Annotated in this window: 9 protein-coding genes; 5 read left to right on the top strand and 4 right to left on the bottom strand. The window is 68.8% G+C overall.

Annotation, left to right across the window (positions count from 1 at the left end):
• Positions 1-142: 142 nt before the first annotated feature.
• Positions 143-733: a snapalysin family zinc-dependent metalloprotease gene (locus AB0435_RS13345; protein WP_366005466.1), complete on the bottom strand. Its 591-nt coding sequence runs from the start codon at positions 731-733 to the stop codon at positions 143-145.
• A 386-nt stretch (positions 734-1,119) separates the two neighbouring features.
• Between AB0435_RS13345 and AB0435_RS13340 the strand changes: the two genes are divergently transcribed.
• The 3 genes from AB0435_RS13340 (at position 1,120) to AB0435_RS13330 (ending at position 2,521) form a co-directional block, all read left to right on the top strand.
• Positions 1,120-1,734, top strand: coding sequence for an FAD-dependent monooxygenase (locus AB0435_RS13340; RefSeq protein ID WP_366005467.1), 615 nt, complete (start codon positions 1,120-1,122; stop codon positions 1,732-1,734).
• Positions 1,619-1,906 (top strand): hypothetical protein, encoded by a 288-nt coding sequence (locus tag AB0435_RS13335; RefSeq protein WP_366426993.1) that lies wholly within the window; start codon positions 1,619-1,621, stop codon positions 1,904-1,906. Before AB0435_RS13340 ends, AB0435_RS13335 begins: the two co-directional genes overlap by 116 nt.
• 72 nt (positions 1,907-1,978) lie before the next feature.
• On the top strand, positions 1,979-2,521 hold the full coding sequence (locus AB0435_RS13330) for a GNAT family N-acetyltransferase (protein ID WP_366426992.1): 543 nt from the start codon (positions 1,979-1,981) through the stop codon (positions 2,519-2,521).
• A gap of 273 nt (positions 2,522-2,794) precedes the next feature.
• On the opposite strand, the gene AB0435_RS13325 is transcribed toward AB0435_RS13330, so the two are convergent.
• The 3 genes from AB0435_RS13325 to AB0435_RS13315 all read right to left on the bottom strand — a co-directional run bounded on the left by AB0435_RS13325 (position 2,795) and on the right by AB0435_RS13315 (position 8,304).
• Positions 2,795-4,372, bottom strand: coding sequence for an LCP family protein (locus AB0435_RS13325; protein ID WP_366426982.1), 1,578 nt, complete (start codon positions 4,370-4,372; stop codon positions 2,795-2,797).
• Complete coding sequence (locus tag AB0435_RS13320) at positions 4,365-4,862, bottom strand: DUF6542 domain-containing protein (protein WP_366426981.1); 498 nt, start codon at positions 4,860-4,862, stop codon at positions 4,365-4,367. The genes AB0435_RS13325 and AB0435_RS13320 overlap by 8 nt, the downstream gene beginning before the upstream one ends.
• Before the next feature lie 163 nt (positions 4,863-5,025).
• On the bottom strand, positions 5,026-8,304 hold the full coding sequence (locus AB0435_RS13315) for a tetratricopeptide repeat protein (protein WP_366426980.1): 3,279 nt from the start codon (positions 8,302-8,304) through the stop codon (positions 5,026-5,028).
• A gap of 1,392 nt (positions 8,305-9,696) precedes the next feature.
• Here AB0435_RS13315 and AB0435_RS13310 point away from each other — a divergent pair.
• Positions 9,697-12,216 (top strand): Pls/PosA family non-ribosomal peptide synthetase, encoded by a 2,520-nt coding sequence (locus tag AB0435_RS13310; protein ID WP_366426991.1) that lies wholly within the window; start codon positions 9,697-9,699, stop codon positions 12,214-12,216.
• A 35-nt stretch (positions 12,217-12,251) separates the two neighbouring features.
• Positions 12,252-15,482 carry an amino acid adenylation domain-containing protein gene (locus AB0435_RS13305; RefSeq protein WP_366426979.1) on the top strand — a complete coding sequence of 1,077 codons (3,231 nt, stop codon included), beginning with the start codon at positions 12,252-12,254 and terminating at the stop codon, positions 15,480-15,482.
• The last annotated feature ends 13 nt before the right edge of the window (positions 15,483-15,495 follow it).

The raw sequence follows: 15,495 nt of genomic DNA, 5'->3' as shown, positions 1-15,495 counted from the left end.
CACGGGCGGGAGGCCTCCGCCCGCAGACGAGCCTGGCCGGCCCCTCGCGCCGGAGCCTCGGCCATGCTGGATGCCACGGCCCGTATGCGGTGACCGGCTGTCCGGGGGAAGGGTGCGGCAACGCGACGGCAGTGCCTGCCGGTCAGCGCGAGCCGGTGGGGACCCCGCCGGCCCAGATGTCGATCACTGTCCGGCGGTGATGCGCGCGCACCGCTGGTGTGCCGGCGGCGTAGTTCGTGTCGACCTGCGCCGCCTCGGCCGCATCCGGTTTGGCGTTCGTGCAGGACGTGCCAGGGCCGTGGCCGGACATGAGCTCCGAGCACGGGCCGCTGTAGTCGTCGGGCAGCCCGAGGATGTGCCCGGTCTCGTGCGCCGCGATCCGGGTCGCGTCATAGCCCTCGTCCAGTGCTTGCTGGCCCAGCTGCACGTCGCCGTTGCCGCCGGGGAAGATCGGCCCCAACGTGGTCTGCGGCCAGCCGCTGGTCGCCTGGTAGATGTAGTCGGCCGAGCCGGGCGTGTTCGCCGGCTCCAGGCGCACGTTGTGCACCGCGTCGTTCCAGTTCTGCACGGCCTGCTTGATCGGGCCCGCCCACTGGCCGGCACCGCTGGCGTCGTAGGTCAGAGTGACCACAGCCTGGGTCGCGTGCGGCGCGGAGTGCGCCGAAGTGACGCCGACCGTAGTGCTCAGCATGGCCGGGATCAGTGCCGTCAGCACGGCTATTCGCTTGATCATGAGATGCGTGCGCCTCCTCGAGTCTCAACTGCTGCCCGCAGTAAACGAGTTCGACGCGAACATGACAATATGTTGGATGGCGATCGCATCTCAGCGGATGTCAAGTTGGCTCAAAACACACAGAGATTGATGGCCGGCCGGGCGAGAGGGGGGCGGATGGCAGGCCCGGGAGCTCCTCGGGCACGGCCTCGGGATGCCGGCGGAGTTACTCAAAGACAGGCGGGACCGGGGATGACGCGCCGACAGGCACGGCCTTCCACGCGGATCACAGAGCGTCGACAACTCCATGATCCCGGCAGCCCGTACCTGCCTCGCCCCGGAACCTCGCCCAGCTGACAGATCCCCAACGCCGGGCGGCACCGGACGGACGGTCGCGCGCGGTCGGCATGCAGGCCGGCACGCTGGACACCTTCGCCACCCGCGGACTCGCGGAGCGATTCATCGAACGGGGCACCCCGGTGCCGACCGGCCACTTCGGCGCGGCGACCACCCGGCTGGACTTCTCCACGGTCGGGGCGGTGCACCCGTTCATGCTGGCGCTCGGTCAGTCCGTCACCGAACAGCTCCTGGAGGAGCACGCGGTTTCCGTGGGCGCCCGGGTGCTGCGCGGGGAGGAAGTCGTCTCGCTCGCCCAGGGGCCGGACGCCGTCGAGGTGGTGATCCGGGCCGGCGGCACCCACCGGACCGTGCAGGCCCGCTGGGTAGTGGGCTGCGACGGCACCCGCAGCGCGGTGCGCCAGGCGGCCGGCATCGACTTTCCCGGTCAGGACACCACGCTGACCGGGTGGCTCGCCGACGTCGAAGTGGGCCCGCCGGATCGCCGGCTTCGACGACCCGCTCCCCGCCGACACCGCACCCGGCGCGCACCCGCTGAACGGCACCCGCCTGGCCGGCCTGGCCCTGGACACGGCACAGGTACCCACCGCCCACCCCCTGATGCACCACGGCCGGCCATTGCTGCTGGACCTCGGCGGGACGCCGACGCCGTGCCCCGCGAGTGATCTGGAACAGCGGGCGGCAACCGTCAACGCCGAAGCGGCACATCCGATCTGGCGGGACGTCACCGCCGTCCTGATCCGGCCCGACGCCCGGATCGCCTGGGCCAGCACCGAGACCGACCCGCAGAGCAGGGCCGCGGAATGCCTCACCGCCCTGCGCACCCTGTGCCGCTGAGCGCCTCGGGCGTGTATCGAAATTGCCTGGTGAGGATGGCGGGGAACCCATTTCGTGATCCAGAATGATGGGATGGTCACGCTTGAGACTCCCCGTTTGATCCTGCGTCGCTGGCGCGAGGAAGACGTTGCGCCCATGGCTGCCATCAATGCCGACCCAGTGGTCATGCGGTGGATCCGTGACGGCAGCATCCGTGACGAACAGCAGACTCGCGGCGGCATCCAGGCATGGGAGAGCGAGTGGGAGTCACAGGGCTTCGGCCTGTTCGCCGTGGAGATCCGGTCCACTGGCGAACTGGCCGGGTTCACCGGCCTCTCGGTGCCCGACTACTTGCCGGAGGTACTGCCGGCGGTTGAGGTCGGCTGGCGGCTGGGGCGTTCCCACTGGGGGCAGGGGTTGGCCACCGAGGCCGCTGCGGCCGCTGTACGGTTCGGGTTCGAAGAGCGAGGGCTGGAGCGGCTCGTCAGCATCACTCAAGTGGGCAACGACGCCTCCGAACGGATCATGACCAAACTGGGGATGCGTCCGGTCCGTGAGACCGTCAATCCCGCCGGCGGTCGGCGAGTGCGGGTGTTCGAGTTGTCGTCGGACCAGTACGTCACCACCACTCGTTGATCGCAGCAACAAGGATGGCGGCCTCGTAGCGGACCGCGAGTTCGTCGTACCTGGTGGCCACGGCTCGATGTGGTCCAGGCGGACAAGGACACGATCCGCGACGTGATCCACCGCTTCGACGAGGCCAGGCTCGCCTGCCTGGGCTCAACGCCTGGTGGAACTCGTACGGCCCGGCATTCTCATGACAGGCCCGTCCGCCCCAGATCCGAAGCCGCGGTCATCCCGCCCACATCAAGATCACCACATGCCCGGCCAGGATCCACGGGAAACCGTTCAGTTGACGCAGGGGATGCCGCCCTCCTTCACCGACTCGCCCGCGAAGTCGCTGTCGGACACGTGCGCGGGCGAGCTCGGCGGGGCGCTTGACGGGCTCGGCGAACCGGCCGGGCTCGCGGTGAAGTCCTCGCCGAGGACGACCTGGACGTGCCCGTCCGGCACCTCCGGACTGGTGGCGGGGGCTGCCGTCGTGCCCAGGCGGCTCGCGATCTGCTGGGCGGCGGTCTGCGCGCCCTTGCCGTAGACGACAGTGGTCCGGGCCTGCGTCGCGGTGTTGGACGTCGTGCCCGAGGTCGTGTAGCCCAGGGCCGCAAGGGACTTGAGCTCCTCGGCGGCCGCGCCCGTTCTGCCGGATCCGTTGAGGACGTCCACGGTGGCCGGTGCCGCCTTCGCCGGAGCGGAGTGCTTGTCGTCGCCCGCGCTGGGCGACGAGGACGGGCCACCGCCGAACTCCGCCCGCACCAGCCCGCGGACCTTGTCGACGTCGACGAGCTCCACGTCCTCGTTGTTGCGCGTGGCGGACCCCTCGGTCGGCAGGGTACGGAACTCGACCTTGCCGCCGGTCAGGTTGGTGGCCTGCTGGGCGAAGTCGATGACGTTCAGCTTGCTGTCGATGACCAGGTCTTTCTTCACCACCCCGAACAGACCCTGCAACTTGCTCAGGCTGTCGAAGACGCCCTGCGACTTGAGCTTGTGGGTGACCGAGGAGATGAACGCCTGCTGCCGGTGGGTACGGTCCAGGTCCCCGCCGTCCAGCCCATGTCGCTGGCGGACGAAGGCCAGCGCCTGCTTGGCATTGACCGTCTGGAGCCCGGCACGGAAGTCGGCGCCGGAATAGCGGTCCTTCACCGGGTGCTTCAGGCAGATCTGAATCGGCTGGAGCGCCGGCACATTGGCGATGTCGTAGAAGCCGAGCAGATTGACCTCGGCGAAGTGGTCGATCGGCACTCCGAGGAAGTTCTGCACGGTCGCGAGCGTTGCCTCCCGGCCCGCCTCCCGACTCTGCGCCTCCAGCTTGTCGTCCCGGAGACCCTCGGCGTACAGCTTCTCGCGCCGGCCGGTGTAAGCGTTGGAGTACGCCTCTTTGATCTTGTAGTGCCCCTGTTCCGATCCGTCGCCGTTGAAGGTCTGGACGTAGTCGTCCCGGGGTATGGAGAACGCCTGCACCTTGCCGCCGTCAGCGGGTATGTGCATCAGGATCAGGGTGTTGGTGTTGTAGTAGCCGATGTCGCTCGACCCCGCGTGGAGCTGGTCCTGGACGAATTCCTTGGGCAGGTCGTTCCCGTTCATGTCCTTGCGCGAATCGAGGCCGATCAGCAGCAGGTTGACCGAGTTGTCGAGATGCTTCGGCGCGTTCTTCCCCACCGCGTCGAGGGCGTCGGAGGTGTTGAGACCGCCCTCGATCCAGTGGTATGCGGCCCAGGAGACACCGCTGGTCGCCAGTACAGCGGCGGACGCCGCACCGACCACGGCGCGCCCCGCGATCACCAGCCGCGGCGCCCGCTTGCCGCCCCGCGGCCGGGCCTTCGCCCTGCCGTGCCCACGCGTTCCGGCACCTGGTCGTTCTTCACGCACCGTTCTTCCTCACACTTCGCCTGGACCGGAACCATCGCACCGCCAGCACGGCGATCAGCGCGACCTCCGCTGCCGCCATCGCCGGGAAGGCATCGACAGCCCAGTGCACCGCCCCAGTGGTGAGCCCCTTGCCGTGCGCTCCGGTCTTCCCGACCGCCTGCTCGGCCACCACCGTGATCAACGTCACGACCAGCGGCGGCGCGTACGCCACCCACCAGGCTCCGGCCTTGGAGCAGGTCATGGCCGCCCACGCCGCACCGATGACCGCCGTGGCCACGAAGGTCCAACCCAGCGAGGAGCTGACCAGCTCGTCCACCACGGCGCCTGCCACCGGCAGAGCGAGGGCGGACAGGGCCGTTCTCCGGGCCCGCGCCCGCGTCCTTCTGCCTTTGCGGTCCCGCGCGGCCGCCGCACGGCCGCGTGGGGCCGGTATTCGGCGTGACCCTTGCGCCGACGGCTGGGATACCGCCGCATCTATTCCGGGTTGCATAGTTGCGCAATATAGCAAGTGTTGCGGCTGGGCTGTACGCGGGTGCGCGGGGGCAATCCCGTACACCGGAACATGATCCAAGACGGGGAGGCTGCATCGATGGGGAGCACCTGCGCCGGGGGCAGGGGTGAGGATCCCCGGCGCAGGTGCTCCCCTCGGCGGTTCATGCCCCGGCGGGCAGTGTGGCCATGACTTCGCGGGACCGGCGTCCTGGCACCATGCCCAGCTGCCAAGCCCGCCAGCCCGCCTCCGGCTCGATGCCCTGCTGGAGCATCAGGGCGTATGCCCCTGCGGCCTCTTCCAGCGTCGGGTCGGCGGGCCAGTCGGTATCGCGCAACTCCTGTTGCAGTTGCGCGAGTTCTCCCTCGGCCACTGCTGATCCGATCACCGATCCGCCTGGTGAGGTGAAGGGCAGCAAGGTGCAGCGCAAGAAACGGGCCCAGGCCGATCCTCGTTGGTCTCCCGAGCCGGTGAAGAGCGCGACTGCTTGCTCCACCAGGTCCATGGCCGGTCCGGTGCGGTCGTTGCCCGCGTCGATGACGGCGAGTTCCATACAGGACCACGCTTCCCCGTGCGGGGCACCCACATGTCGGAAGTCCGTCCGCGCCTCTTGCATCAGCTGCCGGGCGAAGCCGCTGTTGCGCAGCGATCGCGTCTGGGCGGCCCGTTGGTCGCGGCTGACACGGCCCGAATGATGCCGGGCGCAGGCCAGTCCGTAGGTGTCGTGCATCCGGTTGAACATCGTGCGGGCCTTCTCCAGTTCGCGTACTGCCGCTGGGAGGTCGTCGAGGTCCTCCAGCGCTTGGCCCAGGTGATACAGCGTCCATGCCTCACCGCGGGCGTCTTCGTGCCTGCGGTGCCGGGCGGCTGCCCGTCGCAGCTGGTCGGCCGCTGCCGCCGGGTTACCGTTCAGCAGAGCGGTGCGGGCGAGCTGGGTCAGCGCCCATGCCTCGCCGCGGGTGTCCTGGGTGCGCCGGTGCAGCTCCAGGGCACGGCCGAGCTCCACCTCCGCCAGGTCCGGCTGTCCCGCGCACAGCCGTACCTGGCCCAGCTGGAGGTGTGTCCAGGCCTGGCCGTGCAGGCTCTCGCTCTCGTGGTGCAGTTCCAGGGCCTCGTTCAGCAAGGTGAAGGCCTGGGCGAGCTCGCCGCGGTCCCGCTCGACCGCCGCGAGTGCGTGCAGTGTCCAGGCCCTGTCGCCGCTCAGCTCGGGTGAGGTCTGAAGGTCAAGTGCCTCACGCAGCTTCGCCGTGGCTTCGGTGAGCTGGCCTTGGTGCTGGAGGGTGATGCCCAGGTCTCGCAGGGCACGTGCTGCGCCGGTCTGGTTCCGGGCGTCGAAATACAGGTCGACGACCGAGGACAGGGTCGCGCGGGACTTGTCCAGCTCGCCCAGCTGGCGCGCCGCGACCCCGGTGCGCCATTGCACCGAACGCGCCAGCAGCCCCTGGTCCTTCGCCTGCGTCAGCTCGCTCAGCTCTCCCAGCCGGTGGAGGTCGCCGCGCAGCAGGCAGTAGTCGCACAGGGCACCGAGCAGATGGAGCACGGCGGCCTGGTCCGAGCCTTCGGTGTGCCGGAGGGCCGCCGTGATGAAGCTCGACTCCTCGTCCAGCCAGCGCAGCGCGGCGTCGAGTGAGGTGAAGCCGTGGATTCCGGCGGCACCTTTGCTGAACATGTCGGCCCGTGTGGAGGTCTTCCCGTCGACCATCCTGATAACGGTGTCTGCCAGTTCGGCATAGCTGAGGATGAGCCGGTCCTGTGCGGCGATGCGCTCGTGCGGCTCGTCCTCCTCGCGCAGTCGCTTATGTGCGAAGGAGCGGACGACGTCGTGCATCCGGTACCGGTTGGCGCGGACCGGCTCGATCAGACCGGCCCGCGCCAGTGTCGCCAGTCCCTCGGCTGCCCGGTGCTTGTCCTCGTCGAGCAGCGCGGCGGCGGCCGCGGGGCCGAGCGAGGCCCGTCCCACCAGCGCGAGGCGGCGCAGGAGCCGACGGGTGCTGTCGTTCTGGTCGAGGTAGCGAAGCCACAGTGCCCGTCCTGCCGGGTCGCCCTGTCCGGAGGCCGCCAGCTCGGCGGCCAGCGCATGCATGGTGCGGGGCCCGAGGGCGGAGCCTGCGACCCGGAGTGCCAGCGGCAGGCCGCCGCACAGTTCCTGTACCCGCGCCAGTGCGGTCGGGTCGTAAGGACCTGATTCGGGCTCCCCGGCCACGGTCTGCAAGAGTTCTTGCGTACCGGCGGCGTCCAGGGGGCCGACGGGGAGACCGTGCACCCAGGCCACAAGATCGGGCGGCAGGGACAGCGGGGTGCGGGTGGTGACCAGGACCAGGCTGTCGGAGCCCTGCGGGATCAGTGCGCGGACCTGCTCGGGGTCGGAGGCGTCGTTCAGCATGATGATGGCCGGCAGGCCGGTGAAATGCTGCTGGTAGAGCTCGGAGAGCCGGGTCAGGTGTTGTTCCTGCGAGGACCGTTCCCTGAAGAGCAGCTGTTCGCGTGGCGCGCCTACCTGGTTCAGCAGGTGCATGAGTGCGTCCCTGGTCGGCATGGGCCGCTCGTCCGGGCTCTCCCCGCGCAGGTCCACCGCACCCGCCGCGCGGAACTGGTCGCGCAGATGGTGCGCGGCGTGGAGTGCGAGCGTGGAGCGGCCGGATCCCGGTGGCCCGTGCAGCACCACGACGGTCGGTTTGGTCTCCGTGTTCGCTCGTGCCTGGTGCACCCACTGGGCGATTCGGTTCAGTTGTGTCTGGCGTCCGGCAAAAGGGCCCACGGCTTCGGGCAGCCGGTCGTAGGACCGTTCCAGAGCATGGCGCCGCTGGGCGGCCGCGCTGCGGTCCACCCCGCGGATGGCCGGTCCCCTCGCTGTGGTGGCCGCGGGCTTGTCCGGCCTCGGGGTGCGCACGCGGGTCGTGCCCGAGAGCATCCGCTGGCGGTCGAGGTACGGCCTGATGCCCCGTACGTCGACCGCCGTCAGCCACTGCAGTCGCAACTGCTGGGTTCCACCGGGTTGCCCCCGTTTGCCCGCGCGCCGGTGCGCGGCGGGCCAGTGGCCGGCCGTCAGCTTCACGACGGCGGCGGCCGAACCGGCTACCGCCGCCATCGCTCCCGCGCCGGCCGCGGTGGCCACCGAGGTCCCGAACCCCAGGTCCGCTCCGCAGGCCGTGGCTGCCGCCACGGCGGTCACCAGAGCGGGGGTGCCGAGTGAGGCCCGCGAGAGGCGGGTGGCCAGCGGACGTACCGAGGCCTCGTCCGCGTCCAGGGCCTGCACGTACGCCGCGTACTCCTCGGCAGCGGTGGCGGCCAGGGCATCCAGCTCGGTGCGCGCGCGGCGCATCAGTGCCTCGCCGTCCGTCCGCCCTCCCGAACTGCGGGCTTCCTCTTCCACGGCCCGCCGCACCAGGTCCTCGATCTCTGTGCGGTGGTCCTTCCGCAGTACGCCCGACGAGCTCTGCATACGGTTCCCCTCCCCCGGATCCCTATCGCCCGCTCCAAGTGTCCTGTCTCAGAGCCGTTTTGGCAGGTATGCAGTCGACCCGCCGACCGCGCGCAGCCGGCCCGTCCGCGCCGGGCTGCGACAGCTTCGGCAGCGATCAGCCCGCACATATGCTCCCGGGTCGCTTCCCCTGGGGAATCAACCAGCCGCGACGGCCTTCGCGGCTCGTGCACTCGATGACCCAGGCCGCTCCGCGAGCCGCCGGCACACGCCTGCGATGCCATGACTACACAAACAATTGGCAGCCGAAAAAGCGCGGTCCCGCCTGTCTGAAATCGATGCCCGATGCAGTACGCCCTCTTCACCATGGCCCGAATTACACAGAGGGTGACCGAGCTTCACATCCGAATGAATGTGCCATAAAACGCGCATGCCAACGGCTTTCCCTGTCAAGCCTTTTCCCGTCAGCCATCCGGCTGTTTACCGCACTTTAAACTCCTCGAGTGAACCGGGTTGTTCCACTCCCGGGACACAGGCAGTGGACCGATAGCCAATGCCCTGTCGCGTTCAGATGCCGGGCTTTGCGCCCTCGAGCAGAGGAGTTGGCGAACTGGTTGCCCATCCAGGCTTGAAGACTCCGCTACGGCCTGTGATAGTGTATAGAGCTTTACCGGCACCGTCAGAGCATTACCCATGTCATGGCCTGGATGTGACGCAGTCGCCCGGGAGGTGATGCGATTTCAGGCGGCCGAAAAGACTTCGCGACTGACGGTGGACCCGTCCGAACGCTTTTCGAAAAGCAGGGCAAGACCAGGCGCATCAAAGCGCAGTCGACGGTTCCGTCAAAGCTCCTCACGCACCGTTGACAGTGACGTATAGAAATTCTTAACGTCGTTGAAGCGTCGTCGCTTCGAGACGAAGGCGACGGCTCCGCCCGCAAGTCCGGGACGGACAGGATGCCGCGGGACGGATTCACAGGCACACTGCGGTGCCTCGACACCCGAGGCGAGGTGGCCGCACCCGTCAACGGCTGGTGGCGACACACCAAGGCGACGACGCCGGTCGCGAGGGGCTCAGCGAATGCGCGCCCCGGGGGCGGGAGGGAGGATTCGGGACGTGCCGCTGATGAAATAGATGCCACCCAACTCCTCCGGAAATACCGGAGCTTCGCACACCACAACCGTCCCGCCTGTTACCGGCCGGCCGTGCTCGTGGACCAGGGGCTGAATCCGAGGCACTGCTCGTCTGCTCCCCGCAATCCCTCACGACGGTGCCCGAATCGGCACCTGCTCTCAAGGAGCTCACGTGATAGGAGAACCTGCCGAAGCCCCGGCCGTCGGACCATCCGCATCCCCTGTCTCACGGGGCGTCGGCGCCGGTCCGGAAACCGACACCGAGAAGGTCTTCGCCGAGGTGCTCGCCGACGTCATGAGGGTTGACGTGGTGTCGGTCGACAGCCACTTCTTCGACGACCTGGGTGCCGACTCCATGGTCATGGCCCGCTTCTGTGCCCGCATCAGGAAGCGTACCGACCTGCCGCCGGTGTCGATGAAGGACATCTACCGGCACACCACCGTCCGGAGCCTGGCATCGGCCCTTGCCGACGCAGACACCACGCCCCCACCTGCCACCACAGCGGCTCCGGCGCCTGCCGAAGCGGCAGCCGCGCCAGGCAGCACCCCGCGGTACGTCCTGTGCGGCACACTGCAGCTCCTGGCCTTCCTCGGGTACTCCTACCTCACCGTGTCCGCTTCCACGCGGGGTTGTGCGTGGGTCGACGACGCCCCGGATCCGGCTCAGCTCTACAGGCGCGCCGTTGCCTTCGGCAGCGCCTACTTCATCGGCCTGTGCGCCTTCCCGATCGCGGCCAAGTGGCTTCTCATCGGGCGGTGGAAACCCGCTGAGTTCCCCGTCTGGGGCCTCACGTACCTCCGCTTCTGGATCGTGAAGTCCTTGGTGCACGCCAACCCTGTGATCCTCTTCGTGGGCAGCCCGCTGTACGTGCTCTATCTGCGCGCCCTCGGTGCGCGGATCGGCAGACACGTCACGATCCTCTCCCGCACCGTTCCGGTCTGCACCGACCTCCTCACGATCGGTGCGGACACAGTGATCCGCAAGGACTCCTTCTTCCTCTGCTACCGCGCCCAGGCCGGCCGGATCCAGACCGGGCCGGTCACCCTCGGCCAGGACGTGTTCATCGGCGAGCGGACCGTACTCGACATCCACACGGCGATGGGCGACGGGGCGCAGCTCGGCCACACCTCCACACTCCATCGCGGCAAGGCCGTACCGGCTGGCCAGCGATGGCACGGGTCGCCCGCCCAGCGCACGGAGCTGAACTACCTGCGGGTGCCTCCGAAGAGGTGCGGCACCCTGCGGCGGGCCGGGTTCGGGTTCCTCGGCCCGGCGAGGATGCTCCTCGTGATCATGCCGTTGGGGATCGTGGCCATCGACGCGCTGCTCAACGAAGTGCCGAGGCTGCTCGGCCAGTCGGCCACGTCCATGGAGACGACCACCCCGTCGGCGTTCTTCATGGACACTCTGCTGCTCTCCGCCGTGCTGTTCTTCGGCTTCGTGGTCGTCGGCCTCGCCGCCCTGTTCACCGTGCCGCGTCTGCTGCACTTGGCGATCAAGCCGGGGAAGGCGTATCCGCTGTACGGGGTCCGCTACGCGCTGCACCGGACCGTCGCGCGTATGACCAACCTCAAGTTCTTCATCTGGCTCTTCGGCGACAGCTCCTACATCGTCCACTACCTGAAGTGTCTCGGGTACGACCTCTCCCGGGTCGAGCAGACCGGTTCGAACTTCGGAAGCCAGGTGCAGCAGGAGGCTCCGTACCTCACCACAGTCGGCAGCGGGACGATGGTCGCGGACGGGCTGTCGGTCATGAATGCCGACTACTCCAGCACGTCCTTCAGCGTGTCCCGGACGTCGATCGGGGCGCACAGCTTCCTGGGGAACCACATCGCCTATCCGCCGGGGGGCAGGACGGGCGAGAACGTCCTTCTCGCGACGAAGGTGATGGTCCCGCTGGACGGGCCGGTGCGTGAGGGGGTGGGTCTGCTCGGTTCGCCGTGCTTCGAGATTCCCCGCACCGTGGAACGCGACACCCGCTTCGACCTCCTCCGCAGCGGAGAGGAGCTGCGTCGCCGACTGGCCGCGAAAAACCGCCACAACCTTCGCACGATGGCCATCATGCTGTTCCTGCGATGGCTGGACTTCTTCGTCCTCACCCTGCTCGGCCTCGCCACCATCGAGAGGTACGACGCCGCCGGCCAGCTGCTGGACACCGTCTTCCTCATGGCCGGCCTCGGGTTCACCACCGCGTACTTCGCGCTGATCGAGCGCTTCCTCGCCCGCTTCCGCCCGCTGCGGCCGCGGGTGTGCTCCATCTACGACCCGTACTTCTGGCGGCACGAGCGCCTGTGGAAGGTGCCCGACACACATTTCCACATCTTCAACGGCACTCCGTTCAAGAGCGTGCTCTGGCGGATGCTGGGAGTGCGGCTCGGCAGGAGGGTCTTCGACGACGGCTGTTTCATCACGGAGCGGACCCTCACCGCCATCGGCGACGACTGCACACTCAACGCCGGCAGCAAGATCCAGTGCCACTCGCAGGAGGACGGCACGTTCAAGTCCGACCACATCACGATGGGTTCCGGCTGCACCATCGGGGTCGGTGCCCTCGTCCACTACGGCGTGACGATGGGAGACGGCTCGGTCCTCGATGCCGACTCCTTCCTCATGAAAGGTGAGGAAGTACCCCCACACGCACGGTGGGAGGGAAACCCTGCCGCAGAGGTGCCACGTGACCGGTACCAGCCGGCCGGCGGCAGCGCGGGACCGGCCCACAAGCTGCTCGTACCCGGCGAGGTATCACCACCGCGACGCGGCATCGGACAGCAGGGCCTGGCGAAACCGCACTCGGGATGACCGACACCGTGACAACCGCGCGAGGTGGAGGAACGATGGACAAGCCATCCGACAAAGGACGCGACTTCTGGCACGGCGTACTCCTCGCCGGCGGGTTCACCGCGATCCCGCGCTGGACCACCGACCCGGTGCGGGGCATCGCCCAGCACGAGACGGCCCTTCCCGAGGATCTCGTGGCGGCACTGCTCCATGCCGCGGTCCCGCTCGACTCGGTGCTGCTGGCCGCCCATGCCAAGGTGCTGGCCGTGCTCTCCGGCGAGCAGGAGGTCACCACCGGTTACGTCACCGCGCACGGTGGACAGGTGCTGCCCTGCCGGCTGACCACCGCTCCCGGCTCGTGGCGGGCGCTGCTGCTGGAGACCCGCCTGGCCGAGTCGGAACTCCTCTCGCACCAGGACTTCCCGCTGGACGCCCTCAGACATGAACTGGGCCTCGTACAGCCACTGGCCGAGACTGCCTTCAGCCCGCACGGCGACGGCGACAGGCTCGATGAGGACACCGTGTTGTGGGTGGGCTTCCCGCGACAGGACGGACGCGTGGTGCTGCGGCTGCGGTACCGGACGCACGCGCTCGACGCGTCCTGCGCGGCCAGGATCGCGGGATACCACCTCACCGCACTCCGGCTCATCGCGGCAGACCCTGACGCCGAGCACCGAGGGCAGAGCCTGCTGACTCCCGATGAAGTCCTTTTCCAGCTCGAAGGACTCGCCGGTCCGCGCCGGGAGCTACCGGATCGCCGACTGCACGAGTTGTTCGAGGAGCGGGTACGCGCGCACCCGGATGCCGTCGCCGTCGAGCACGGTGACCGGCGCTGGAGTTACCGGGAACTGAACCTGCGCGCCAACCAGTTGGCGCGAGCACTGCGGGCACGGGGGCTCAGGCACGAGAGTGTCGTCGCCGTGGTGACCGAGCGCGACCTGGACTGGGCGGCCACGGTCCTCGCGGTCTTCAAGGCAGGCGGTGCGTATCTGCCCGTCGAGCCGCACTTCCCGGCCGACCGCATCGCCGCCATGCTCTCCCGTGCCGAGTGCCGGCTCGTGGTGACCGAACCGGGCAGCACCGAACATCTCGATCACGCCCTGAAATCCCTGCCCGGCGTCCAGGTGCTCTCCGTGGAAACGGCCTACGCGGAAAGGCACGCCGAAAGCGATCCCGGTGTCGTGGTCAAACCGGACCAGCTGGCGTACATCTATTTCACCTCCGGCTCCACAGGTGAGCCCAAGGGGGCGATGTGCGAGCACGCGGGCATGCTCAACCACCTCTACGCCAAGATCGAGGACCTGGGCATCGGCGAGGGGCGGACGGTCGCCCAGACCGCTCCCCAGTGTTTCGACATCTCGCTGTGGCAGCTGGTCTCCGCGCTCCTGGCCGGCGGCCGGACCCTGCTCGTCGAGCAGGAGGTGATCCTGGACGTCCCACGGTTCGTCGACGAGATCGCCGACCGCGGGGTCTCGGTCCTCCAGCTCGTACCCTCCTATCTCGAAGCCGTGCTGTCCCACCTGGAGCTTCGCCCCAGGGAACTGCCGGAACTGCGGGTGGTGTCGGTCACCGGCGAGGCACTGAAGAAAGAGCTCGCCCAGCGCTGGTTCACCGCGAAACCCGGCATCACGCTCGTCAACGCCTATGGACTGACCGAGACCTCGGACGACACCAACCACGAGGTCATGGACCAAGCTCCGACCGGAGACCGCGTACCGCTCGGCCCATGTGTCGGCAATGTGCACGTCTACGTCGTCGACGAGCACCTGCGGCCCGTACCGCTCGGTGCCCCTGGCGAGATCGTCTTCTCCGGAGTCTGCGTAGGCCGTGGCTACGTCAACGACACCGAGCGCACCCGGCAGGCCTTCCTCGCCGATCCGCACCGTCCGGGCGACCGGCTCTACCGCAGCGGTGACTTCGGCCGCTGGCTGCCGGAGGGCAAGCTGGAGTTCCTCGGCCGCCGCGACTCCCAGGTCAAGGTCCGTGGCTTCAGGATCGAGATCGGTGACATCGAGAACGCCCTGCTGCGGCTGCCCGGTGTCCACGACGGTGCCGTCGTCGTGGCCGAGCGAGCCGGCCGGGGCACATACCTGGTGGCGTTCCACTCCGGTGAACGGTCTCTGGAACCCGATGTCCTGCGGGAGCAGCTGGGCGCATCACTCCCCCCGTACATGGTTCCTTCGGCCTTCCACTGGCGGGCGCGTCTGCCACTGACCCCCAACGGCAAGACCGACCGCAAGGCGCTCACCTCCATTGCCGCCGGACTGGACATCACCCGAGAGCCCCGCGACGCCCCGTGTACACCGGTCGAGCAGCGGCTGGCGGCGGCCTGGGCGAAGGTGCTGGGTATTCCCGAGGACCGAATCGGCAGACAAGACCACTTCTTCGACCGCGGCGGCACCTCCCTGTCGGCAGTGAAACTGGCGATCGCACTGGACCGCGCGGTCTCCCTCGGGGATGTCACCCGCCATCCCGTTCTCGCCGAGCTGGCCGATCTCCTCGACGGCAGGACCGAGCGCCGGTACGCACTGCTGCACCGGTTGTCCGAACCCGGCGCTGACCACTCCGGTGATCTGGTGTGCTTTCCCTGCGCCGGCGGCAACGCGGTCAACTTCCAGCCACTGGCCAGGGCCCTGCGGCACAGCGGCTACGCGGTCCACGCCGTCGAGCTGCCCGGCCACGACCCGACGGCCGGGAACGAGCCGTTCGTGCCGCTGGACCGGGCCGCCGACCGGGCCGCCGCCGAGATCGTCCACCTCGGCTCCCGCCGCCTCCTGCTGTGGGGCCACTCCTCCGGCACCGCCCTCGCCGTGGAAACAGCCCGGCAGCTCGAAGCACGAGGGGTACGCATCCAACGGATCTTCCTCGCCGCCCAACTGCTCGGCGACGCCGCCGACCGCCGAACCGCCGTCACCCGGCTCACCGGACTGAGCGACGCCGAGATCGCCGAGGAACTGGCGGCCGACGACGGCCATGCCGAACTCGGCCCGTTGAACGAACACACCGGAGCCGCATACCGGCACGACTGCGTGGCCGCCCACCACTATCTCGCCGACGCCCTGGCCAACCCCCCTGCGGTCAAGCTGTCCGCCCCGCTCACCGTGGTCCTCGCCGAGGACGACCCGTACACAGCCGGCTTCCGACGCCGGTACACCGACTGGCGGTTGCTGGCCGACGACGTCGACCTCTACCCACTCAAGCAGGGGGGACACCACTTCCCGCACTCCCACCCGATGGCCACCGCACAAGCCGTGCGGCGTGCGATGGGACCGCCGGCTTCACCCTGAACCGGCGTGAGGC

It is taken from the genome of Streptomyces sp. NPDC051173 (assembly GCF_040689515.1).
Taxonomy (GTDB): domain Bacteria; phylum Actinomycetota; class Actinomycetes; order Streptomycetales; family Streptomycetaceae; genus Streptomyces.
The sequence above is the reverse complement of the archived record's forward strand: the minus strand, read 5'-3'. Positions and strand labels throughout refer to the sequence as shown.

Coding starts and splice junctions, on each gene's coding strand:
- AB0435_RS13345 (WP_366005466.1), bottom strand. CDS start 733: ATGATCAAGCGAATAGCCGTGCTGACGGCACTGATCCCGGCCATGCTG.
- AB0435_RS13340 (WP_366005467.1), top strand. CDS start 1,120: ATGCAGGCCGGCACGCTGGACACCTTCGCCACCCGCGGACTCGCGGAG.
- AB0435_RS13330 (WP_366426992.1), top strand. CDS start 1,979: ATGGTCACGCTTGAGACTCCCCGTTTGATCCTGCGTCGCTGGCGCGAG.
- AB0435_RS13320 (WP_366426981.1), bottom strand. CDS start 4,862: ATGCAACCCGGAATAGATGCGGCGGTATCCCAGCCGTCGGCGCAAGGG.
- AB0435_RS13315 (WP_366426980.1), bottom strand. CDS start 8,304: ATGCAGAGCTCGTCGGGCGTACTGCGGAAGGACCACCGCACAGAGATC.
- AB0435_RS13305 (WP_366426979.1), top strand. CDS start 12,252: ATGGACAAGCCATCCGACAAAGGACGCGACTTCTGGCACGGCGTACTC.